Origin of the sequence: Zestomonas carbonaria (assembly GCF_904061905.1) — a bacterium.
GTDB classification, from domain to species: Bacteria; Pseudomonadota; Gammaproteobacteria; order Pseudomonadales; family Pseudomonadaceae; genus Aquipseudomonas; species Aquipseudomonas carbonaria.
This window is the reverse complement of the sequence record NZ_CAJFCI010000015.1, coordinates 63,130-84,680: the sequence shown is the minus strand read 5'-3', so window position 1 is coordinate 84,680 and position 21,551 is coordinate 63,130. Positions and strand designations below refer to the sequence as shown.

Genomic DNA, 21,551 nt, shown 5'->3' with positions numbered 1-21,551 from the left:
GCTGATGTAGGCGGGAGTAGGCATGACAATCTCCTTTGTCATTCGTGGCCGGAAAGCCGCTCCGGGGCGGCGTCGGCGACAAGGCAGGATGCGTGCCAACCCCTACTCTTCAGGGTAAAAGTCCATTTGAATCAATTGCTTACCGAAGATCGCCACATCGTCTTCGCCGGTCCGAAAGGCGAAAAAGGCCGGTTTTTCGGGGTCGAGCGGGCCATTTTTGGCTCGGTCGCTCGTAAGTCACTGATCCATAAGGGGAAACGACCGGGCCATTTTTGGCCCGACCGGGCCAAAAATGGCCCGGTCAAAAAACAGCCAATTGGGCGTTGTGAAAATCGGAAGAAAAAGGGTTCTTCGCGGAATCGTGGGAAAGAGAGGATTGACAGTCAGGGAAGCAGGTAAATGGGCAGTCGCCAAACACACTGCTCACCTGTCCCTAATCCCCTCTTTTTTTCATGCGCGGTCGCCGGTCAGAACAGCACGCGGCTACGGATGGTCCCGTTGACCTGCTGCAGTTTTTCCAGCGCCAGGTCCGAGTACTCGGCATCGACGTCGATCACCACGTAGCCGACCTTGTCGTTGGTCTGCAGGTACTGGCCGGAGATGTTGATGCCGTTGTCGGCGAACACCTTGTTGATCTCGCTCATCACGCCGGGGATGTTGGCGTGGATGTGCAGCAGGCGGTGCTTGCCGGGGTGCGACGGCAGGGCGACTTCCGGGAAGTTGACCGAGGACACCGAGGTGCCGTTGTCGCTGTACTTGACCAGCTTCTCGGCCACTTCCAGGCCGATGTTGGCCTGCGCCTCGGCGGTCGAGCCACCGATGTGCGGGGTGAGGATCACGCGGTCCAGGCCACGCAGCGGGCTTTCGAATTCCTCGTCGTTGGACTTCGGCTCCACCGGGAACACGTCGATGGCGGCGCCGATCAGGTGTTCGTCCTTGATTGCCTCGGCCAGCGCGTCCAGCTTGACCACGGTGCCGCGCGCGGCGTTGATCAGGATGCCGCCCTTCTTCATGGCGCGGATTTCCTTCTCGCCGATCATCCACTGGGTGGACGGCAGCTCCGGCACGTGCAGCGAGACGATGTCGGCCAGGCCGAGCAGTTCGTGCAGGTTGCCGACCTGCTGGGCGTTACCCAGCGGCAGCTTGGTCACCACGTCGTAGAAGTACACCTGCATGCCGAGCGCTTCGGCGAGCACCGAGAGCTGGGTGCCGATCGAGCCGTAGCCGACGATGCCGAGCTTCTTGCCGCGGATCTCGAAGGAGTTGGCCGCCGACTTGATCCAGCCGCCACGGTGGCAGGAGGCGTTCTTCTCGGGGATGCCGCGCAGCAGCAGGATGGCTTCGGCCAGCACCAGTTCGGCCACCGAGCGGGTGTTCGAGTAGGGCGCGTTGAACACCGCGATGCCGCGTTCGCGGGCGGCGTTGAGGTTGACCTGGTTGGTGCCGATGCAGAAGCAGCCGACGGCGATCAGTTTCTTGGCGCAGTCGAAGACTTCCTCGGTGAGCTGGGTACGCGAGCGGATGCCGATGAAGTGCACGTCGGCGATCTTTTCCTTCAGCTCGTCGCCGGACAGCGCGCCCTTCAGGTACTCGATGTTGCTGTAGCCGGCGGCTTTCAGGGTGTCCACCGCGTTCTGGTGAACACCTTCGAGGAGAAGGAACTTGATCTTGCTCTTGTCGAGAGAGGTCTTGCTGCTCATCTGCGTACCTGTCGATCCCGGTAGAAAGGTCTGGGCGGCCGGCGGGGGAGGCCGGCCCCGCAAGTCGGAACACCCTCTGGGCGGGCGCGATTCACGGGGGGCGTATGCTAGCATACGGACCCCTCGAAAGACCCACCCCTGGGCGATGAAGCGTGCTCAGGGTGACCATGAACCGTTTGAGAGTTCCGCAGATGACCCACGCTGCCCAGATCGAAGTGCTGAAGACCCTGGTCGAGCCCGGCAAGGTGCTGACCGACGCCGACTCCCTGAACGCCTACGGCAAGGATTGGACCAAGCACTTCGCGCCGGCGCCGCTGGCCATCGTGTTCCCCAAGACGGTCGAGCAGGTGCAGGCGATCGTGCGCTGGGCCAACGAACACAGGATCGGCCTGGTGCCCTCCGGCGGGCGCACCGGCCTGTCCGCGGCGGCGGTGGCGGCCAACGGCGAAGTCGTGGTCGCCTTCGACTACATGAACCAGATCCTCGCCTTCAACGAGTACGACCGCACCGTGGTCTGCCAGCCGGGGGTGGTCACCAAGCAGTTGCAACTGTTCGCCGAGGACAAGGGCCTGTACTACCCGGTGGACTTCGCCTCCTCGGGCTCCAGCCAGATCGGCGGCAACATCGGCACCAACGCCGGCGGCATCAAGGTGATCCGCTACGGTATGACCCGCAACTGGGTGGCCGGCCTGAAGGTGGTCACCGGCACCGGCGAGTTGCTCGAACTGAACCGCGACCTGATCAAGAACGCCACCGGCTACGACCTGCGCCAGCTCTTCATCGGCGCCGAAGGTACGCTCGGTTTCGTGGTGGAAGCCACCATGCGCCTGGAGCGCGCGCCGAAGAACCTCACCGCGATGGTCCTCGGCACCCCGGACTTCGACTCGATCATGCCGGTGCTGCACGCCTTCCAGAACAAGCTCGACCTGACCGCCTTCGAATTCTTTTCCGACAAGGCGCTGGCCAAGGTGCTGGCGCGCGGCGACGTGCCGCCGGCGTTCGAGACCGACTGCCCGTTCTACGCGCTGCTGGAGTTCGAGGCCGCCACCGAGGAAGTCGCCGAGCAGGCGCTGGCCACCTTCGAGCATTGCGTGGAGCAGGGCTGGGTGCTCGACGGCGTGATGAGCCAGAGCGAGCAGCAGTTGCAGAACCTGTGGAAGCTGCGCGAGTACATCTCCGAGACCATCTCGCACTGGACGCCGTACAAGAACGACATCTCGGTCACCGTCGGCAAGGTGCCGGCGTTCCTCCACGACATCGACGCGATCGTCGAGAAGAACTACCCGGACTTCGAGGTGATCTGGTTCGGCCACATCGGCGACGGCAACCTGCACCTGAACATCCTCAAGCCCGAGGACCTGTCCAAGGACGAGTTCTTCGCCAAGTGCGCGGTGGTCAACAAGTGGGTGTTCGAGACCGTGCAGAAGTACAACGGCTCGATCAGCGCCGAGCATGGCGTCGGCATGACCAAGCGCGACTACCTGCACTACAGCCGCTCGGAAGCCGAGATCGCCTGCATGAAGGCGATCAAGGCGGTGTTCGATCCCAACGGGATCATGAACCCGGGCAAGATTTTCAATTGAAAGCGGCAAGCTTCAAGTTGCAAGAGCGCACCTCCTGCTTTTTCTTGCGGCTTGCAACTTGAAGCTTGCGGCTCCAGAGGAATCCCAATGAGCTACCAGCATCAATACAGCGACGGCACCCACATCCATTTCCCGCTGGGCAAGGTGGTGTGCGTCGGCCGCAACTATGCCGAGCACGCGAAGGAACTGAACAATCCGGTGCCCACCGAGCCGCTGCTGTTCATCAAGCCCGGTAGCTGCGTGGTGCCGCTGGACGGCGGTTTCAGCATCCCGCAGGACCGTGGCAGCGTGCACTTCGAGGCGGAGATCGCCGTGCTGATCGGCAAGCCGCTGTCGCGCCAGCCGAGCCGCGAGGAAGTGCTCGATGCGATTTCCGGATACGCCCCGGCGCTGGACCTGACCCTGCGCGATGTGCAGGCCAGGTTGAAGGAGAAGGGCTATCCCTGGGAACTGGCCAAGTCGTTCGACGGTGCCTACGTGCTGGCGCCCTTCGTACCGGGCGACGCCATCGAGGACCCGACCGACATCGGCATTCGCCTGACCATCGACGGCGAAGTGCGCCAGGACGGCAACAGCCGCGACATGCTCAACCCCATCGTGCCGCTGATCCAGCACATCGCCGGGCACTTCAGCCTGCAGGCGGGCGACGTGGTCTCCACCGGCACCCCGGCCGGCGTCGGCCCGCTGAGCTCCGGCGAAGAGCTGGTGCTGGAGTTGGTCGGCCATTCGCGCTTCGTTGGGCAGGTGCTGTAGGGCAGCGGCAAGCTGCAAGCCACAAGCGGCAAGGGAAGAGCCGATAAGAGCGCTGGGGGCTGGACGAAAAGGCGGCTCGGCTTTTGTAGGGTGCGCCGCGCGCACCGTTTACCCTGGCGCCAGCAGGGTGTTTCGCCGGAAACATGGATGTTGGCCCCGGAGTCGGTGCGCACGGTGCACCCTACGTGGAAGCCTCGTTCTCCACCGTCATCCCCGCGCACGCGGGGACCCAATAAATGGCATTACCGCCAATCGCGCGCATGGCGCGCTCCTACAGGTCGGCATCGATGTTGGCCTGTGGGACGCCCAGTTCCATGGCCGCGAAAAATATAGGGCATGGCCAGCCACGTAGCCCGGATGCAATCCGGGAGGGTTTCCCCGGATTTCATCCGGGCTACTCGTTCGCTGTTGTAGGAGCCAGCTTGCTGGCGATGCTTTGGCGTTGCCGGTGATCGCGCGCATGGCGCGCTCCTACGACAGGACTCCGTCGTAGGATCGGCGGGGACGCCCAGTTCCATGACCGCGAAAAGCGTTTGATGGAAAGCGGCGTGGCCTCCAGCCCGTTTTCACGCTTTTTTGACCGTCCCCGACATAGGGTAGGCGTCCCACGGGCATCAGGGACGGTGCAAGGGAACTGTCATCGGCGATGGCTAGTCTGACCGTCTCCGAACCCGGTGCTGCTGCTCATGTCTTTCTCGCTGTCTTTCCTGCGTCGGCCGCGTTGGCTGGCGACACTGTTCCTGCTGGTCGCCGCGACGGCGTTCGGCAAGGCCTGGCATCTCGACGACCGCGCTTGGTTCTGGCTGCAGGAGCAGGGCACCAGCGATGCCGAGCGCGCCGCCAGTATCTGGCTGCCGGGCTACCAGGCGGTGGTCCAGGCCAAGCCGTTGAGCGGCCTGGACGATGACGAGACCTCCGACCTCACCTACAACCCCGCCAGCAAGACGCTGTTCACCGTGACCGGCCGCAACCCGAAGCTGGTCGAGCTGAGCCTGGATGGCCAGATCCTCCGGCGCATCCCGCTGCATGGCTTTTCCAACCCGGAAGGGGTGGCCATGCTCGCCGACGGATACCTGGGGATCACCGACGAGCGCCGTCGTACCCTGTCGGTCTTCGAGCTGACGGATCTCACCGATGAGCTCGACGCCGCGGACGCCATGGAGCTCGATCTCGGCTTCCCCGATTCCGGCAACAAGGGTTTCGAGGGGATCGCCTGGGACCCGGCGCAACAGCGCCTGCTGCTCGGCAAGGAGCGCTCGCCGCTGTCGCTGTTCAGTTGGTCCAGCATCGACGGACAGCGCTTCGATGGCGCGCTGGAGCCGCTGCCCAGCGATCGCCTGTACCTGCGCAACCTGTCGGCGCTCAGCGTCGATCCGAGAACCGGGCATACCCTGGTGCTGTCGGCGCAGTCCAACCTGCTGCTGGAGATCGACGAGCACGGCGAGCCGGTCAGCTTCATCAGCCTGATCGGCGGTCTCAACGGCCTCGACCGCAGGATTCCGCGTGCCGAAGGGGTGGCCATCGATGAGCAGGGCACCATCTACATGGTCAGCGAGCCCAACCTGTTCTACGTCTTCCGCAAGGAGGATGCCCCGTCCGCGACGGTGGCCGATGCCGGCTGATTCAGCTTCGCTTAAGCGGCCGTTAAGGCTGGCTTCAGGTGGCTGGCCTAATCTGATTCCGTCAACCACTGATAGGGAATCTGCCTTATGAAACGCCAAGCCCTCGCCCTGTTGTTCGTTCCCCTGCTGTCCACCGCCGCTTTCGCCGCCGGTGGCTACACCGGCCCGGGCAACACGCCGCAGGTGACCACGGTCGCCGCCGCCCTGGAAGCCGCCGACGACACGCCGGTGGTGCTCACCGGGCAGATCGTCAAGCGCATCAAGGGCGACAAGTACGAGTTCAAGGATGCCACCGGCACCATCCAGGTCGAGATCGATGACGACGACTGGCCGCCGCAGGCGATCTCCGAAACCGCCAAGGTCAAGCTGACCGGCGAGGTCGAGCGCGACATGATCGGCCGCGAGATCGACGTGGACATCGTCGAACTGGTCCAGTGATCGCCAGCCGCCCCCTCCACCCAGGAGGGGGCGGCGCGCGCGAATCGAGCGCACAATGCAGGTCGGGCCATCGCTCGACCGTATGGAGTCTTCAATTTCGTCCCGACTTCGAATGACAACACCTCTGCCCCTATCCTCGCCCCGAGCGCACAGCATGCTCCGACTCTTCACCCTCAGGCGACTGGTTATCCTCCTGGTGCTCGCCTGCCTGCTGGTGCTCGCCGTGGCGGCCCAGCATTTCCGTCTGTACGAGCGGGTCTGGTTCATGGTGCGGGAGTGGCAGCACGCCGCCCACTGGCAGGATTCGTCGCTCTGGCTGCCGGACTACCAGGTGGTGGTCGACGGCCTGGAGCTCGAAGGCCTGGAGGACGTGTCGGCGCTGACCTACGACCCCGACCGCAAGAGCCTGTTCACCGTCACCAACAAGGACTCGCAACTCGTCGAGCTGTCGCTGGACGGCCGGGTCCTGCGCCGCATTCCGTTGCAGGGCTTCCTCGATCCGGAAGCCATCGAGTACATCGGCCCCGGCATCTACGTGATCACCGACGAGCGCGACCAGCGGCTGGTCAAGGTGCGCGTGGACGACGACACCCGCGAGGTGAGCGCCGAGCAGGCCCAGCAGATGAGCCTCGGCATCGGCCTGAACGGCAACAAGGGCTTCGAGGGGCTGGCCTACGACCCGGAAGGTCAGCGCCTGTTCGTCGCCAAGGAGCGCGACCCGGTGCGCATCTACGAGGTGCGCGGCTTTCCGCGCCTCAACCCGGACCTGCCGTTCGCGGTCCACGTGGTGACCGATCCCCGGCGCGATGCCCGGCTGTTCGTGCGCGACCTGTCCAGCCTCGACTACGACTCGCGCACCGGCCACCTGCTGGCGCTGTCCGACGAATCGCGGCTGGCGCTGGAGTTGAACGCCGACGGCCAGCCGATCAGCAGCCTGTCGCTGTTGCGCGGCCAGCACGGCCTCAGCCGCTCGGTGCCGCAGGCCGAGGGCATCGCCAGCGACGACGACGGCAATATCTACGTGGTCAGCGAACCGAACCTGTTCTACGTGTTCAAGAAAAAGGCCGAGTGATCGTTTCACTCGGCCTTTTTTCTTTCCTTGCCCGAATCAGGCGGTTTCGTCGTCCAGCTTGGCGTCGGGCGCGTTGCTGGTCACCGACTGGATGCCGGCATCACGGGAGGCCGCGCTGGCGTACATCTGGCTCTGGCCGACCACCTGGCCATTGGTGGCCTTGAGTACGAAGTAGAACTTGTCGTTGCCCGAGGTCTTGGACTCGAAGGCGCCTTCGCGCGTCGCGTTCTTGCGCACCGACTCGATGCCGTTCAGGGCGGAATCCTTGGCCTTGTACAGCTCGCTGGTGAGGATGACCTGGCCGTTGCTGGCCAGCAGGTTGAAGTGGAACTGGCCGTCTTTGGCCTTCTTCAGTTGGAACTTGCCGGACATACGTCTCTCCTGACGGTTTTATGGAGTGGTTCTAAGCCTAGCTGGCTCTACGCAGACGACCAGTTCCACCAGCAAGATCGTGCCCAGGCCCGTCGCCTGGGCACCGGTTTCAGTGGCTGAGCTGCTTGACGCCCTCGGCGGTGCCGAGCAGCAGGATGTCCGCCGGGCGGGCGGCGAACAGGCCGTTGGTGACCACGCCGACGATGGCGTTGATCTGCGCCTCCAGCTCCGGCGGGTTGACGATCGACAGGTTGTGCACGTCGAGGATGATGTTGCCGTTGTCGGTCAGCACGCCCTCGCGGTACACCGGGTCGCCACCGAGCTTGACCAGTTGGCGGGCGACGTGGCTGCGCGCCATGGGGATCACCTCCACCGGTAGCGGGAAGGCGCCGAGCACCGGCACCAGCTTGCTCTGGTCGGCGATGCAGATGAAGGTCCTGGCCACGGCGGCGACGATTTTCTCGCGGGTCAGCGCCGCGCCGCCGCCCTTGATCAGGTTGAGGTGCTCGTCGCTCTCGTCGGCGCCATCGACGTAGAACTCCAGCTCGTTGACCGAATTGAGGTCGTAGACCGGGATGCCGTGACCCTTGAGGCGCGCGGCGGTGGCTTCCGAACTGGCCACCGCGCCGTCGAATTCCATCTTGTGCCTGGCCAGTGCGTCGATGAAGAAGTTGGCGGTGGAGCCGGTGCCGACGCCGATCACGCTCTTGCTGTCGAGGTGCGGGAGGATGTGGTCGACGGCGGCCTGGGCAACGGCCTGCTTGAGCTGGTCCTGGTTCATGGCGGTTCCGGGGAGTTGGAAGTGAAGAGGCGCGGATTATAGCGCCAGGGCGCGCGGAAGAGCGGCCAAGATCGCTCCCACAGCCGGGATACGCTGGGGTAGACTGCCGCATTCCGCCCGCTTGCCAAAGTTGCCGCCCCCATGCTCGAACAGTACGTGAAGAAGATCCTCACCTCGCGCGTCTACGACGTCGCCGCCGAAACCCCGTTGCAGCCCGCCCGCCAACTTTCCGAGCGCCTGCACAACCAGATCCTGCTCAAGCGCGAGGATCTGCAACCGGTGTACTCGTTCAAGATTCGCGGCGCCTACAACAAGCTGGCCCAGCTCAGCGACGAGGAAAAGGCGCGCGGGGTGGTCACCGCCTCGGCCGGCAACCATGCCCAGGGCGTGGCGCTGGCGGCCAAGCAACTGGGTATCAAGGCGACCATCGTCATGCCGCGCACCACGCCGGAGCTCAAGGTCCAGGGTGTCCGCGCCCGTGGCGGCAAGGCCGTGCTGCACGGCGACGCCTTCCCCGAGGCGCTGGCCTATTCGCTGAAGCTGGTTGAGGAAAAGGGCTACGTCTACATCCACCCCTACGACGATCCGGACGTGATCGCCGGCCAGGGCACCGTGGCGATGGAAATCCTCTGGCAGCAGCCGGGGCAACTGGACGCCGTCTTCGTGCCGGTCGGCGGCGGCGGGCTGATCGCCGGGATCGCCGCCTACGTGAAGTACCTGCGCCCGGAGGTCAGGGTGATCGGCGTCGAGCCGGACGACTCCAACTGCCTGCAAGCGGCCATGGCCGCCGGCGAGCGGGTGGTGCTGCCGACCGTCGGGCTGTTCGCCGACGGCGTGGCGGTGGCGCAGATCGGCCAGCACACCTTCGACATCTGCAAGCACTACGTGGACGAAGTGATCACCGTCAGCAGCGACGAGCTCTGTGCGGCGATCAAGGATATCTACGACGACACCCGCTCGATCACCGAGCCGGCCGGTGCCCTGGCGGTGGCCGGGATCAAGAAGTACGTCGAGCGCGAGGGCGTCAGCGGCCAGGTGCTGGTCGGCATCGACTCGGGCGCCAACATCAACTTCGACCGCCTGCGCCACGTCGCCGAGCGCGCCGAACTGGGCGAGAAGCGCGAGGCGATCATCGCCGTGACCATCCCGGAGAAGCCGGGCAGCTTCAAGGCCTTCTGCGAAGCCATCGGCAAGCGGCAGATCACCGAGTTCAACTACCGCTACCACACCGACAAGGAAGCGCACATCTTCGTCGGCGTGCAGACCCACCCGGAGAACGACCCGCGCGAGGCACTGGTCGCCAGCCTGCGCGAGCAGGGCTTCCCGGTCATCGACCTGACCGACAACGAGCTGGCCAAGCTGCACATCCGCCACGCCGTCGGCGGCCACGCGGCGGCGGTGCCGGACGAGCAGGTGTTTCGCTTCGAGTTCCCGGAGCGCCCCGGCGCGCTGTTCAACTTCCTTGCCAAGCTCGGCGGGCGCTGGAACATCACCATGTTCCACTACCGCAACCACGGCTCGGCCGACGGCCGCGTACTGGCCGCCCTGCAGGTGCCGGAGGAAGAGCGCGGGCTGGTGCCGGCGGCGCTGGAAGAGATCGGCTATCCGTACTGGGACGAGACCGATAACCCGGCCTATAAGCTGTTCCTGGGCTAGCCTGTTGCGGAAAGGACTCCACGGAGCTTCGTGATGGATACCGTACAGACCCTCGACCTGGCCCTGATCGGCGGCACCGCGCTGCTGCTGCTCGTCGCCCTGGGGCTGGCCTGGTACGCCTGGCGCGCCCTGCGTAGCGACGGCGAACAGGCGGCCAGGCAGCTTCGCCTGGTTGGATGGGGTGGTTGGGCGCTGGTGTTGCTCAGCATCCTCAGCCTGCCGGTCAGCGCCTGGTGGCTGGCCCATTTGCAGCCCTGGCCGCTCAGCGCGCTGTGGCTGCTCGGCGGTACGCTTCTTTATATCCCGGCGTTCTTCGCCTGGCTGCTGCTGGCCGGGCGCCTGCAACGGTTGCAGGCGGCCGTGCGGGATAACGGCGAACTGGCCGCGCCGCAACGCGCCACCCTGGTGATGGCGGCGCTGACCTTCGTGCTGTTCGCCGTGCTGCTGGTGCTGGTGATTGCCAAGCCGGTGTAGGGCAAGAGCCGATCAAGAGCGCTGGAGGCTGGAAGGCCGGACGAAGAAGCGGGGCTGGCTCGTAACCGGTGGCCCGGATGCAATCAGGGCTACGGAAGTGGGCTTCAGCAAGGTAGGGTGGGCTTCAGCGCAACGAGATCACCGGCCAGCCGCGTTCCTTGGCGGTGGCGCGCAGCACGTCGTCCGGGTCCACCGCCACCGGGTTGGCGACGGTTTCCAGCAGCGGCAGGTCGTTGCGCGAGTCGCTGTAGAAATAGCTGTCTTCCAGGCCCAGGCCGGTTTCCGCCAGCCATTGGTCGAGGCGCACCACCTTGCCCTGCTGGTAGCAGGGGGTGCCGGCAATCTGGCCGGTGTAGCGGCCGTCGGCCATGCCGCACTCGGTGGCCAGCAGGGTATCGACGCCCAGGCGCGCGGCGATGGGGGCGGTGACGAAGCGGTTGGTGGCGGTGATGATCACCAGCCTGTCGCCGGCGCGGCGGTGCTCTTCCAGCAGGGCTTCGCCCTTGGCCAGGATGATCGGCTCGATCACCTCGCGCATGAAGTCGCGATGCCATTCGGCCAGCAACGCCATGTCGGTGCGGCCGAGGATCGCCTGGCTGAAATTCTGGTAGGCCACCACGTCCAGCTTGCCGGCGCAGTAGTCGGCGTAGAAGGCGTCGTTGCGCGCCTGGTACTCGGCGGCGTCCACCAGGCCTCGCTGGCAGATGTAGTCGCCCCAGGCATGGTCGCTGTCGCCGGCCAGCAGGGTGTTGTCGAGGTCGAATAAAGCCAGACGCACGGTAGTTAGCTCACTGCGGAAACTGAAAAAAGGCCGACAGAATAAGGCCTTTTGCCCAGGCTGCCCACCTGCCGGGATGCTGCGTTGCTGCTGTCACGACCTTTGTGGAACAATGCGGTGACATGCGCTTGCGAGGTTGTCCGCCGTGATCGATTCCGATGGTTTCCGCCCCAATGTCGGTATCATCCTGACCAATGATATTGGCCAGGTGCTCTGGGCACGCCGGATCAACCAGGATGCCTGGCAGTTCCCGCAGGGCGGCATCAACCCCAACGAGACGCCGGAGCAGGCGCTGTACCGCGAGCTGAACGAGGAAGTCGGCCTGGAGCCGGACGACGTGCAGGTGCTCGCCTGCACCCGCGGCTGGCTGCGCTATCGTCTACCGCAACGCCTGGTGCGGACCCACAGCCAGCCGCTGTGCATCGGCCAGAAACAGAAGTGGTTCCTGCTGCGCCTGCGCTCCTCGGAAGAGCGTGTGCGCATGGACCTCAGCGGCAAGCCGGAATTCGACGGCTGGCGCTGGGTCAGCTACTGGTACCCGCTGGGCCAGGTGGTCACATTCAAGCGCGAGGTCTACCGGCGCGCCCTCAAGGAGCTCGCGCCACGCCTACCCGTGCGCGACTGACGGAAGCAAGTATGCTCAGCACGCTGCGCAAGATCGTCCAGGAAGTCAACTCCGCCAAGGATCTCAAGGCGGCGCTGACGATCATCGTGCAGCGGGTCAAGGAAGCCATGGGCAGCCAGGTCTGCTCGGTCTACCTGCTCGACCCCGAGACCAACAAATTCGTACTGATGGCCACCGAGGGCCTCAACAAGAAGGCCATCGGCAAGGTCAGCATGGCGCCGAGCGAGGGCCTGGTCGGCCTGGTCGGCAGCCGCGAGGAGCCGCTCAACCTCGAGCACGCCTCCGAACACCCCCGCTACCGCTACTTCGCCGAGACCGGCGAGGAACGCTACGCCTCCTTCCTCGGCGCGCCGATCATCCACCACCGGCGGGTGATGGGCGTGCTGGTCATCCAGCAGAAGGAGCGCCGCCGCTTCGACGAGGGCGAGGAAGCCTTCCTGGTCACCATGAGCGCGCAGCTCGCCGGGGTGATCGCCCACGCCGAGGCGACCGGCTCGATCCGTGGCCTCGGCCGCCAGGGCAAGGGCATCCAGGAAGCGCGCTTCGTCGGCGTGCCGGGTTCGCCGGGCGTCGCCGTCGGCAAGGCGGTGGTGGTGCTGCCGCCGGCCGACCTGGAAGTGGTGCCGGACAAGACCATCGACGACGTCGATGCCGAGATCAAGCTGTTCAACAACGCCCTCGAGGGCGTGCGCGCCGACATGCGCCAGCTCTCCGCCAAGCTGGCTACCCAGTTGCGTCCGGAAGAGCGCGCGCTGTTCGACGTCTACCTGATGATGCTCGACGACGCTGCCCTCGGCAGCGAAGTGATCAAGGTCATCAAGACCGGCCAGTGGGCCCAGGGCGCGTTGCGCCAGGTGGTCGGCGAGCACGTCAAGCGCTTCGAACTGATGGACGACGCCTACCTGCGCGAGCGCGCCTCCGACGTCAAGGACCTCGGCCGCCGCCTGCTCGCCTACCTGCAGGAGGAGCGCAAGCAGAACCTGGTCTACCAGGAGAATACCATCCTGATCAGCGAGGAGCTGTCGCCGGCGATGCTCGGCGAAGTGCCGGAAGGCAAGCTGGTCGGCCTGGTCTCGGTGCTCGGTTCGGGCAACTCCCACGTCGCCATCCTCGCCCGCGCCATGGGCATTCCCACGGTGATGGGCGCGGTCGACCTGCCGTACTCCAAGGTCGACGGCATCTCCATGATCGTCGACGGCTACCACGGCGAGGTGTTCACCAACCCCAGCGAGCTGCTGCGCAAGCAATATGCCGAGGTGGTCGAGGAGGAACGCCAACTGGCCCAGGGCCTCAACGCCCTACGCGAGCTGCCCTGCGAGACGCTGGATGGCCACCGCATGCCGCTGTGGGTCAACACCGGCCTGCTTGCCGACGTGGTGCGCGCCCAGGAGCGCGGCGCCGAGGGCGTCGGCCTGTACCGCACCGAAGTGCCGTTCATGATCAAGGAGCGCTTCCCCAGCGAGAAGGAGCAACTGGCGATCTACCGCGAGCAGCTCGCCGCCTTCCACCCGCAGCCGGTGACCATGCGCACCCTGGACATCGGCGGCGACAAGGCGCTGTCCTACTTCCCGATCAAGGAAGACAACCCCTTCCTCGGCTGGCGCGGCATCCGCGTCACCCTCGACCACCCGGAAATCTTCCTGGTGCAGATCCGCGCCATGCTCAAGGCCAGCGAGGGGCTGGACAACCTGCGCATCCTGCTGCCGATGATCTCCGGCACCCACGAACTGGAAGAGGCGCTGCACCTGATCCACCGCGCCTGGGGCGAGGTGCGCGACGAAGGCGTCGACATCCCCATGCCGCCGGTCGGCGTGATGATCGAGGTGCCGGCGGCGGTCTACCAGGTGCGCGAGCTGGCCCGCCAGGTCGACTTCCTGTCGGTCGGCTCCAACGACCTGACCCAGTACCTGCTGGCGGTGGACCGCAACAACCCGCGCGTCGCCGACCTCTACGACTTCCTCCATCCGGCGGTGTTGCAGGCGCTGCGCGCGGTGGTCGACGGCGCTCATGCCGAAGGCAAGCCGGTGAGCATCTGCGGCGAGATGGCCGGCGACCCGGCGGCGGCGGTGCTGCTGCTGGCGATGGGCTTCGACAGCCTGTCGATGAACGCCACCAACCTGCCCAAGGTGAAGTGGCTGCTGCGCCAGATCACCCTCAGCAAGGCCAAGGAACTGCTTGCCCAGTTGATGACCATCGACAACCCGCAGGTCACCCACAGCAGCCTGCAACTGGCCCTGCGTAACCTCGGCCTGGGCCGGGTGATCAACCCGGCGGCGACCATCCAGGCGTAGGCCGCTCCCATATCCCGTGGGCGCAACCGGTTCACGTCATCCCCGCGAACGCGGGAATCCAATGAACGTAGGGTGTGCTGCGCGCACCGTTTACCTCGGGATGTGCACGGCGTTCCGCCAGAGGCTCGAGGTACGGTTCTTGATCGGTGCGCACGGCGCACCCTACGGTTCGGCCCCGATCTCCAACCGAACCTCCCCCAGATGCGCGCCCGACGGCCCGAAGCTGCGTTCGACCAGTAGCTGCGAGCCATCGGCGCGGCGCAGCAGCGCGGTGCTGGCGCGGGTGCCGTAGTTGGGGCTGGCGATGAACGGGCTGGACAGCAGGCGCTCGGTGGCCAGGCCGACGCCGGTGTCCGGCAGGCTGGCATCGCTGGCCGGTTCCGGATCAGCGAGCAGCGCCAGCAAGGCTTCCGGCTTGGGATCGACGAGGCACCCGGCGAGCGCCGCCTTGCTGCGTTCCAGCTTCGGCCAGGGCGTGTCCAGCGCCGCGTTGGAGAGCCCGTAGATGCCGGCGTCGAGTCGCCGTGGCTCGGCTTCCCGGGCATTCAGGTAGAACAATTGCTCGCGGGTGCCGACCAGCAGGTTGAAGCCGGTATAGGCATGGGCCTCGGCGGCGACCTGTTCCAGGTAGGCGGCGGGGGAAAGGTGGCCGCGCAGGTAGCGCGCCACCAGTTCGCCACGCGAGCGAGCGCCCTGCGGTTGGCCGGGGTCGCGGATGTTGGTCAGCGCGGCGAAGCGGCCGTCGGCGGTGACGCCCATCCAGGTGCCGACGGCCTCCAGGTCGCGGCCAGCGTACAGGCCATGGGCGTCCTCCCACTCTCCCAGCGGAAGGCTCGGGCGGGCGTAGAACTCGTCGCGGTTGGCGGCGACCACCAGCGGCAGCTCATGGCCGGGGCGCCAGGCGAAGACGATCAGGCACATCGGGCAGGTTCCCAAAGGGGCAAAGTCCAGAGCTTAAAGGCTTCCTGCGTTTTCCTGTAGGCATGACGGCCCTGTTCCTGGTTTTTGGGTCCCCGCGTTCGCGGGGACGACGATACTTCGCGATGCGTTCGCTCCTACATTGTCCGGGCTTCCCGTCCGCCTCCGGTGGAGGGGAGGGGGCGCATCCGTTACCATGCGCCATCGTCCAAGGGGGTAACGATGGAATTCCTGCTGTATCTGCTGTTGGGCGCCGGTGCCGGCGTTCTGGCCGGGCTGTTCGGGGTCGGCGGCGGCATGATCATCGTGCCCGTGCTGGTGTTCAGCTTCAGCGCCCACGGCTTCGATCCGGCGATCCTTACCCACATGGCGGTCGGCACCTCGCTGGCCACCATCGTCTTCACCTCGGTCAACTCGGTGCTCGAACACCACCGCAAGGGCGCGGTGAACTGGACGGTGTTCACCTGGATGGCCCTGGGCATCCTGGTCGGTGCCGCCCTCGGGTCGTGGACCGCCGAAGCGATCTCCGGGCCGTTGTTGCAGAAGATCATCGGCACCTTCGCCATCTGCATCGCCATCCAGATGGCCTTCGACCTGCGGCCCAAGGCCACCGGCGGGTTGCCCGGCAAACCCGGCCTGAGCGCCGCCGGCGGCGTGGTCGGCTGGGCGTCGGCGATCTTCGGCATCGGCGGCGGCTCGCTGACCGTGCCGTTCCTGGTCTGGCGCGGACAGAGCATGCAGCAGGCGGTGGCCACCTCGGCGGCCTGTGGCTTGCCGATCGCGCTGATGGGCGCGGCGAGCTTCGCGCTGCTGGGCTGGAGCGCGCCGAACCTGCCGGAGTGGAGCCTGGGTTATGTTTACCTGCCGGCGCTGGTCGGCATCGCCATCGCCAGCATGCCGTTCGCCCGTGTCGGCGCACGGCTGGCACACCGCCTGCCGCAGCGGGTGCTGAAGCGCCTGTTCGCGCTGCTGCTGCTCGGCGTCGGTCTGAATTTTCTTCTTTAAGGAGCCGCAATGCTGCCTTACCCGCAAATCGACCCGGTTGCCCTGAGCCTGGGGCCACTGAAAATCCACTGGTACGGCCTGATGTACCTGATCGGCATCGGCGGCGCCTGGTTTCTCGCCAGCCGCCGGCTCAAGGCCTTCGATCCCGCCTGGACCAAGGAAAAGCTCTCCGACCTGGTGTTCTGGGTGGCCATGGGCGTGATCCTCGGTGGCCGGCTCGGCTACGTGCTGTTCTACGACCTGTCGGCCTATCTCAACGATCCGCTGAAGATCCTCCGCGTGTGGGAGGGTGGCATGTCCTTCCACGGCGGGCTGATCGGCGTGATGCTCGCCACCTGGTGGTTCGGCAAGCGCCACGGCAAGGGCTTCTTCGAACTGATGGACTTCATCGCCCCGCTGGTGCCGATCGGCCTGGGCGCCGGGCGCATCGGCAACTTCATCAACGCCGAACTATGGGGCAAGGCCACCGACCTGCCCTGGGCGATGGTCTTCCCCACCGACCCGCAGCAACTGGCGCGCCACCCGTCGCAGCTCTACCAGTTCGCCCTCGAAGGCGTGGCGCTGTTCGTCATCCTCTGGATCTTCTCCCGCAAGCCGCGGCCAGCCATGGCGGTGTCCGGACTGTTCGCCATCTGCTACGGGATCTTCCGCTTCATCGTCGAATTCGTCCGCGTGCCGGACGCCCAGCTCGGCTACCTGGCCTTCGGCTGGCTGACCATGGGCCAGGTGCTGTGCCTGCCGATGATCCTCGGTGGCGCCGGACTGATGTACTACGCCTACCGCCGCCAAGCCGCGCAAGGAGTCACCCGATGAAACAATACCTCGACCTGATGCGCCGGGTGCGCGAGACCGGCACCTACAAGAGCGACCGCACCGGCACCGGCACCTACAGCGTGTTCGGCCACCAGATGCGCTTCGACCTGGCCGACGGCTTCCCGCTGGTGACCACCAAGAAATGCCACCTGCGCTCGATCATCGTCGAGTTGCTGTGGTTCCTGCAGGGCGATACCAATATCCGCTACCTCAAGGACCACGGCGTGAGCATCTGGGACGAGTGGGCCGACGAGAACGGCGACCTAGGCCCGGTGTACGGCTACCAGTGGCGGAGCTGGCCGGCGCCGGACGGCGAGTCGATCGACCAGATCGCCAAGCTGGTCGAGATGATCAGGAAGAACCCGGACTCGCGCCGGCTGATCGTCTCCGCCTGGAACCCGGCGCTGGTCGACGAGATGGCCCTGCCGCCGTGCCACGCGCTGTTCCAGTTCTACGTCGCGGACGGCAAGCTGAGCTGCCAGTTGTACCAGCGCTCGGCGGACATCTTCCTCGGCGTGCCCTTCAACATCGCCAGCTACGCGCTGCTGACCCTGATGATCGCCCAGGTCTGCGACTTGCAGCCGGGCGAGTTCATCTGGACCGGCGGTGACTGCCACCTGTATTCCAACCACATAGAGCAGGCCGACCTGCAGCTCACCCGCGAGCCGCTGCCGCTGCCGACCATGAAGATCAATCCCGAGGTGAAGGACCTGTTCGCCTTCCGCTTCGAGGATTTCGAGCTGCTGAACTACCAGTCCCACCCGCACATCAAGGCGCCGGTGGCGGTGTAGGCCGATGCTGGCCGAGCTGAAGGCCTTCTACACGGTCGCCCGCCTGGGCAGCGTGACCCAGGCGGCGAAGAAGCTCGGCCTCAGCCAGCCGACGGTGACCACGCAGATTCGCAGCCTGGAAAGCCAGTACGGCGTCGAGCTGTTCTACCGGGGCGGCCGTGGCCTGGCACTCAGCGAGGAGGGCGCGCGGCTGCTGCCGCTGGTCAAGGACCTGCTGCAGCGCGAGTCGGACATCGAGTTCCACCTGCGCAACGCCGGACAGATGCAGGGCCGCCTGCGCATCGGCGCCACCGCGCCCTATTACATCCTCGACCTGGTCAAGACGTTCCGCGAGCGCTTCCCGCAGATCGAAGTCAGCGTCGAGATCGGCAACTCCCAGCAGGTCATCGAGGCGCTGGAGGAGTATCGCGTCGATCTCGCCGCTTCCTCGCAGCCGCTCGAAGACGCGCGCCTGACCCGCCTGTTGCTGGGTAGCGACCCGCTGGTCCTGGCGGTGCACCGCGAGCATCCGCTGGCGACGCAGGCCTCGGTGCCGCTGGGGGCCCTGGCCGGCCACTGCCTGCTGGTCCGCGAGCCCGGCTCGACCACCCGCCTGATCAGCGAGGCGATGCTCGCCAAGGCCGGGGTGAAGCCCGCCGCGCTGCTGGAGATCGGCAGCCGCGAGTCGATCCGCGAGGCGGTGCTGCGCAACATCGGCGTGAGCCTCATCGCCCGCCATGAGGTGCCGGACAATCCCGAGCTGCGCATCGTCGAGATCGAAGGGGCGGCGATGATCGACGAGTACCTCTATTGCCTCAAGGAGCGGCGCCTGGCGCGTCTGCCGGCGGCGTTCCTGGCGGTGGCGCGGGAGTCTGCCCAGCCGTAGGGTGGATGACGCTTTACCCATCCACCGGGTTTCCTTGACGCGGGCCTGCCCGCGATTTCGCGGCCATACGAGTCGTTGCCAAAAATCCCGATGACCCTATCGCCGGCTTTTGCCTTGTTGCCATAAAGCCTTAGCACTCGCTCCGTAGCATGACCTCGTCGTTACCGCTTTCCCGAGGTCGTCCGCATGTCCACTCCGCTTCCCGCCGCACACTTGCAGGTCAATGGCCTGCACAAGCGCTTCGGCACCTATACCGCGCTCGATGGCGTGTCGCTGGAGGTCGACCAGGGCGAACTGGTCTGCCTGCTCGGCCCGTCCGGCTGCGGCAAGACCACGCTGCTGCGCTGCATCGCCGGCCTCGAACGGCAGGACGCCGGCAGCCTGTTCAGCGGCGAGCGCGATATCTCCACGCTGCCGCCGCAGGCGCGCGACTACGGCATCCTGTTCCAGTCCTACGCGCTGTTTCCCAACCTGACGGTGGCGCAGAACGTCGGCTACGGCCTGGCCGGTCTTGCCCGCGATGAGCTGCGCGCACGGGTGATGGAGATGCTCGAGCTGGTCGGCCTGGCCGGCAGCGAGCAGAAGTATCCCGGCCAGCTTTCCGGCGGCCAGCAGCAGCGCGTCGCCCTGGCCCGCGCGCTGGCGCCGTCGCCCTCGCTGCTGCTGCTCGACGAGCCGATGTCGGCGCTCGATGCGCGGGTCCGCGAGCACCTGTGCACCGAGCTGCGCCAACTGCAGAAAAGCCTCGGCATCACCACCCTGATGGTCACCCACAATCAGGACGAGGCGATGCTGATGGCCGATCGCATCGCGGTGATGAACCACGGGCGCATCGAGCAGTACGCCAGCGCCGAGACCATCTACCAGAGCCCGGCCACGCCCTTCGTCGCCGAGTTCGTCGGCCAGGGTAACTGGCTGCCGTTCGAGCGCGACGGCCAGGGCCAGGCCTGCGTCGGCGGCCGGCCGGTGCGCCTGGAGGACGGTCGTGGCGGCATGCGCGGCCGGTTGTTCTGCCGCCCCGAGGCGATCAGCGTGAATCCCGCCGATGCCGCCGACAACCGCTTCCGCGCCCAGTTGCGGGAGGTCACCTTCCTCGGCAACCGCTGCCGGATGAGCTTCGAGCTGGACCACCTGCCCGGCCACCCGCTGCTCGCCGAGCTGGCGCCGGAGGACATGCCGCGCCTGGCCGGCCCCGAGCTGTGGGTGGCTCTGCCGCCGCGCAGCCTGCAGGTGTTCGCCTGATGAGCCGTTCCGCGATCCTGGCGACCGCCGCGCCGAAGAGCCGCCAGGCGCTGCGGAGCGACTGGGCCGACCGCCTGTTCGTCAGCGGCGGCAAGTGGCTGCTGCTGGTGCTGCTCACCGGCGCCGTGCTGCTGCCGCTGGCGGCCATCTTCTGGCGCGGTTTCAGCGGCGAGGAAGGGCAGGGCGGCGGACTGCCCGCGCTGCTGGAACTGCTGGCCAGCGCCAACTTCCAGTGGCTGCTCGGCAACAGCCTGAAGACCGCGCTGGCGGTGGCGCTGATCGTGGTGCCGGCGGCCTACGGCTTCGCCTATGCGCTGCAACGCACGCTGATCCCGGCGAAGGGGCTGTGGCGCGGCATCTCGCTGCTGCCGCTGCTGGCGCCGTCGATGCTGCCGGGCATCGCGCTGATCTACCTGTTCGGCAACCAGGGCGTGCTGCGCGAGATGTTCCCCGACAACATCTACGGCTTCTGGGGCATCGTCCTCGGCCAGGCCATCTACACCTTCCCGCACGCGCTGATGGTGCTGCTCTCGGCCCTGGCGCTGGCCGACGCGCGGCTGTTCGATGCCGCCGCGAGCATGGGCGCCTCGTCGTGGAAGAGCTTCCGCAGCATCACCTGGCCTGCCACCCGGCAGGCCGCGTTCGCCGCCTTCTGCCTGGTGTTCACCCTGTGCATCACCGACTTCGGCGTGCCGGTGGTGGTCGGTGGCGACTACCAGGTGCTGGCCCTGGAAGCCTACAAGGCGGTGGTCGGCCAACAGCAGTTCGGCCGCGGTGCGCAGATCGGCATGCTCCTGCTGCTGCCGGCGCTGCTCAGCTTCGCCGTCGACGCCTGGCTGCGCCGCCGCCAGCGCGACGCCATGAGCGGTCGCGCGCAGGTCTACCACCCGGCGCCGTCGCGCGGTCGCGACACGCTGTTCCTGCTCCTGGTGATCCTGCTTTGCGTGGTGCTGCTGCTGGTGTTCGGCATGGCGGTGTTCTCCTCGCTGGTGCGCTTCTGGCCCTACGACCTGAGCCTGGTGCTCGACCACTACGCCTTTTCCGAACTGCCCGGCGGCTGGCTGGCCTACCGCAACAGCGTGCTGATGGCGCTGTTCAGTGCCGCGTTCGGCAGCCTGCTGATCTTCACCGGCGCCTACCTGATCGAGAAGACCCGCCAGGACTGGCTGACCCAGGTGCTGCGCCTGCTCGGCTTCGTGCCGATGGCGGTGCCCGGCCTGGTACTCGGCCTCGGCTACGTGTTCTTCTTCAACCTGCCGGCCAACCCGCTGCACGCCCTGTACGGCAGCCTGGGGCTGCTGGTGGTGTGCACCGTGGCGCACTTCCTGACCACCGCGCAGATGACCGCCGCCAGCGCGCTGCGCCAGCTCGACGGCGAGTTCGAGGCCGCCGCGCTGTCGCTCAAGGTGCCGCTGTGGAAGCACTACCTGCGCGTCACCCTGCCGCTGTGCCTGCCGGCGCTGCTGGACATCTTCCGCTACCTGTTCGTCTCGGCGATGACCACGGTGTCGGCGGTGATCTTCCTGTACAGCCCGGACAGCATCCTCGCCGCCATCGCCGTGCTGAACATGGACGATGCCGGCAACGTCGGCGGCGCCGCCGCCATGTCGACCCTGATCCTGCTCACCTCCGCCGCCGTCTCGCTGCTGCTCGCCGGCGCCTCGCGCGGCCTGCTGCGCCGCGCCCAGGCCTGGCGCGCGGTGTAGCGCCCGTCATCTCCGCGTCTGCCCCCGTCATCCCCGCGAACGCGGGGACCCACTAAAAAAGGAGCT

Annotated in this window: 21 protein-coding genes; 16 read left to right on the top strand and 5 right to left on the bottom strand. The window is 66.4% G+C overall.

The window, feature by feature from the left end; genetic code table 11:
• A partial coding sequence (locus PSEWESI4_RS25035; RefSeq protein ID WP_210768824.1) for a hypothetical protein occupies positions 1-399 on the top strand: 399 nt, incomplete at its 5' end.
• A 68-nt stretch (positions 400-467) separates the two neighbouring features.
• On the opposite strand, the gene serA is transcribed toward PSEWESI4_RS25035, so the two are convergent.
• Positions 468-1,700 carry a phosphoglycerate dehydrogenase gene (gene serA / locus PSEWESI4_RS01810; RefSeq protein ID WP_187669490.1) on the bottom strand — a complete coding sequence of 411 codons (1,233 nt, stop codon included), beginning with the start codon at positions 1,698-1,700 and terminating at the stop codon, positions 468-470.
• A gap of 191 nt (positions 1,701-1,891) precedes the next feature.
• On the opposite strand from serA, the gene PSEWESI4_RS01805 reads away from it, so the two are divergent.
• From PSEWESI4_RS01805 to PSEWESI4_RS01785, 5 genes are all read left to right on the top strand, one after another.
• A complete protein-coding gene (locus PSEWESI4_RS01805; protein ID WP_187669489.1) occupies positions 1,892-3,283 on the top strand; it encodes an FAD-binding oxidoreductase in 1,392 nt (463 codons plus the stop codon).
• Between the two features lie 87 nt (positions 3,284-3,370).
• Positions 3,371-4,036 (top strand): fumarylacetoacetate hydrolase family protein, encoded by a 666-nt coding sequence (locus tag PSEWESI4_RS01800; RefSeq protein WP_187669488.1) that lies wholly within the window; start codon positions 3,371-3,373, stop codon positions 4,034-4,036.
• 686 nt (positions 4,037-4,722) lie between these two features.
• Positions 4,723-5,658 (top strand): SdiA-regulated domain-containing protein, encoded by a 936-nt coding sequence (locus tag PSEWESI4_RS01795; protein WP_187669487.1) that lies wholly within the window; start codon positions 4,723-4,725, stop codon positions 5,656-5,658.
• 87 nt (positions 5,659-5,745) lie between these two features.
• Entirely contained in the window at positions 5,746-6,096 is a 351-nt protein-coding gene (locus PSEWESI4_RS01790; RefSeq protein ID WP_187669486.1) for a NirD/YgiW/YdeI family stress tolerance protein, read from the top strand.
• 154 nt (positions 6,097-6,250) lie between these two features.
• Positions 6,251-7,168 carry an SdiA-regulated domain-containing protein gene (locus PSEWESI4_RS01785; RefSeq protein WP_187669485.1) on the top strand — a complete coding sequence of 306 codons (918 nt, stop codon included), beginning with the start codon at positions 6,251-6,253 and terminating at the stop codon, positions 7,166-7,168.
• Between the two features lie 36 nt (positions 7,169-7,204).
• Here PSEWESI4_RS01785 and PSEWESI4_RS01780 read toward each other — a convergent pair whose 3' ends face one another.
• The gene (locus PSEWESI4_RS01780) at positions 7,205-7,540 is read right to left on the bottom strand and encodes a YegP family protein (RefSeq protein ID WP_187669484.1); all 336 of its coding nucleotides are present in this window, start codon (positions 7,538-7,540) and stop codon (positions 7,205-7,207) included.
• Between the two features lie 109 nt (positions 7,541-7,649).
• Entirely contained in the window at positions 7,650-8,321 is a 672-nt protein-coding gene (gene rpiA / locus PSEWESI4_RS01775) for a ribose-5-phosphate isomerase RpiA (protein ID WP_187669483.1), read from the bottom strand.
• Between the two features lie 141 nt (positions 8,322-8,462).
• Between rpiA and ilvA the strand changes: the two genes are divergently transcribed.
• Both ilvA and PSEWESI4_RS01765 read left to right on the top strand, forming a co-directional pair.
• On the top strand, positions 8,463-9,977 hold the full coding sequence (gene ilvA / locus PSEWESI4_RS01770; RefSeq protein ID WP_187669482.1) for a threonine ammonia-lyase, biosynthetic: 1,515 nt from the start codon (positions 8,463-8,465) through the stop codon (positions 9,975-9,977).
• A 33-nt stretch (positions 9,978-10,010) separates the two neighbouring features.
• A complete protein-coding gene (locus PSEWESI4_RS01765) occupies positions 10,011-10,451 on the top strand; it encodes a DUF2269 family protein (RefSeq protein ID WP_187669481.1) in 441 nt (146 codons plus the stop codon).
• Between the two features lie 124 nt (positions 10,452-10,575).
• On the opposite strand, the gene PSEWESI4_RS01760 is transcribed toward PSEWESI4_RS01765, so the two are convergent.
• The gene (locus PSEWESI4_RS01760) at positions 10,576-11,229 is read right to left on the bottom strand and encodes a histidinol-phosphatase (RefSeq protein ID WP_187669480.1); all 654 of its coding nucleotides are present in this window, start codon (positions 11,227-11,229) and stop codon (positions 10,576-10,578) included.
• Between the two features lie 145 nt (positions 11,230-11,374).
• Between PSEWESI4_RS01760 and PSEWESI4_RS01755 the strand changes: the two genes are divergently transcribed.
• Together PSEWESI4_RS01755 and ptsP are read left to right on the top strand one after the other, a co-directional pair.
• On the top strand, positions 11,375-11,854 hold the full coding sequence (locus PSEWESI4_RS01755; RefSeq protein WP_187669479.1) for an RNA pyrophosphohydrolase: 480 nt from the start codon (positions 11,375-11,377) through the stop codon (positions 11,852-11,854).
• 11 nt (positions 11,855-11,865) lie between these two features.
• Positions 11,866-14,145, top strand: coding sequence for a phosphoenolpyruvate--protein phosphotransferase (ptsP, locus tag PSEWESI4_RS01750; protein ID WP_187669478.1), 2,280 nt, complete (start codon positions 11,866-11,868; stop codon positions 14,143-14,145).
• Positions 14,146-14,307: 162 nt separating this feature from the next.
• On the opposite strand, the gene PSEWESI4_RS01745 is transcribed toward ptsP, so the two are convergent.
• Positions 14,308-15,066: an NRDE family protein gene (locus PSEWESI4_RS01745; protein WP_187669477.1), complete on the bottom strand. Its 759-nt coding sequence runs from the start codon at positions 15,064-15,066 to the stop codon at positions 14,308-14,310.
• 219 nt (positions 15,067-15,285) lie between these two features.
• On the opposite strand from PSEWESI4_RS01745, the gene PSEWESI4_RS01740 reads away from it, so the two are divergent.
• The 6 genes from PSEWESI4_RS01740 (at position 15,286) to PSEWESI4_RS01715 (ending at position 21,485) form a co-directional block, all read left to right on the top strand.
• On the top strand, positions 15,286-16,068 hold the full coding sequence (locus tag PSEWESI4_RS01740; RefSeq protein WP_187669476.1) for a sulfite exporter TauE/SafE family protein: 783 nt from the start codon (positions 15,286-15,288) through the stop codon (positions 16,066-16,068).
• A gap of 9 nt (positions 16,069-16,077) precedes the next feature.
• Complete coding sequence (lgt, locus tag PSEWESI4_RS01735) at positions 16,078-16,881, top strand: prolipoprotein diacylglyceryl transferase (RefSeq protein WP_187669475.1); 804 nt, start codon at positions 16,078-16,080, stop codon at positions 16,879-16,881.
• Positions 16,878-17,672: a thymidylate synthase gene (locus PSEWESI4_RS01730; protein ID WP_187669474.1), complete on the top strand. Its 795-nt coding sequence runs from the start codon at positions 16,878-16,880 to the stop codon at positions 17,670-17,672. The genes lgt and PSEWESI4_RS01730 overlap by 4 nt, the downstream gene beginning before the upstream one ends.
• A gap of 4 nt (positions 17,673-17,676) precedes the next feature.
• On the top strand, positions 17,677-18,537 hold the full coding sequence (locus PSEWESI4_RS01725) for a LysR substrate-binding domain-containing protein (RefSeq protein WP_187669473.1): 861 nt from the start codon (positions 17,677-17,679) through the stop codon (positions 18,535-18,537).
• A 186-nt stretch (positions 18,538-18,723) separates the two neighbouring features.
• Positions 18,724-19,779, top strand: coding sequence for a putative 2-aminoethylphosphonate ABC transporter ATP-binding protein (locus PSEWESI4_RS01720; RefSeq protein ID WP_187669472.1), 1,056 nt, complete (start codon positions 18,724-18,726; stop codon positions 19,777-19,779).
• Positions 19,779-21,485: a putative 2-aminoethylphosphonate ABC transporter permease subunit gene (locus PSEWESI4_RS01715; protein WP_187669471.1), complete on the top strand. Its 1,707-nt coding sequence runs from the start codon at positions 19,779-19,781 to the stop codon at positions 21,483-21,485. Before PSEWESI4_RS01720 ends, PSEWESI4_RS01715 begins: the two co-directional genes overlap by 1 nt.
• The last annotated feature ends 66 nt before the right edge of the window (positions 21,486-21,551 follow it).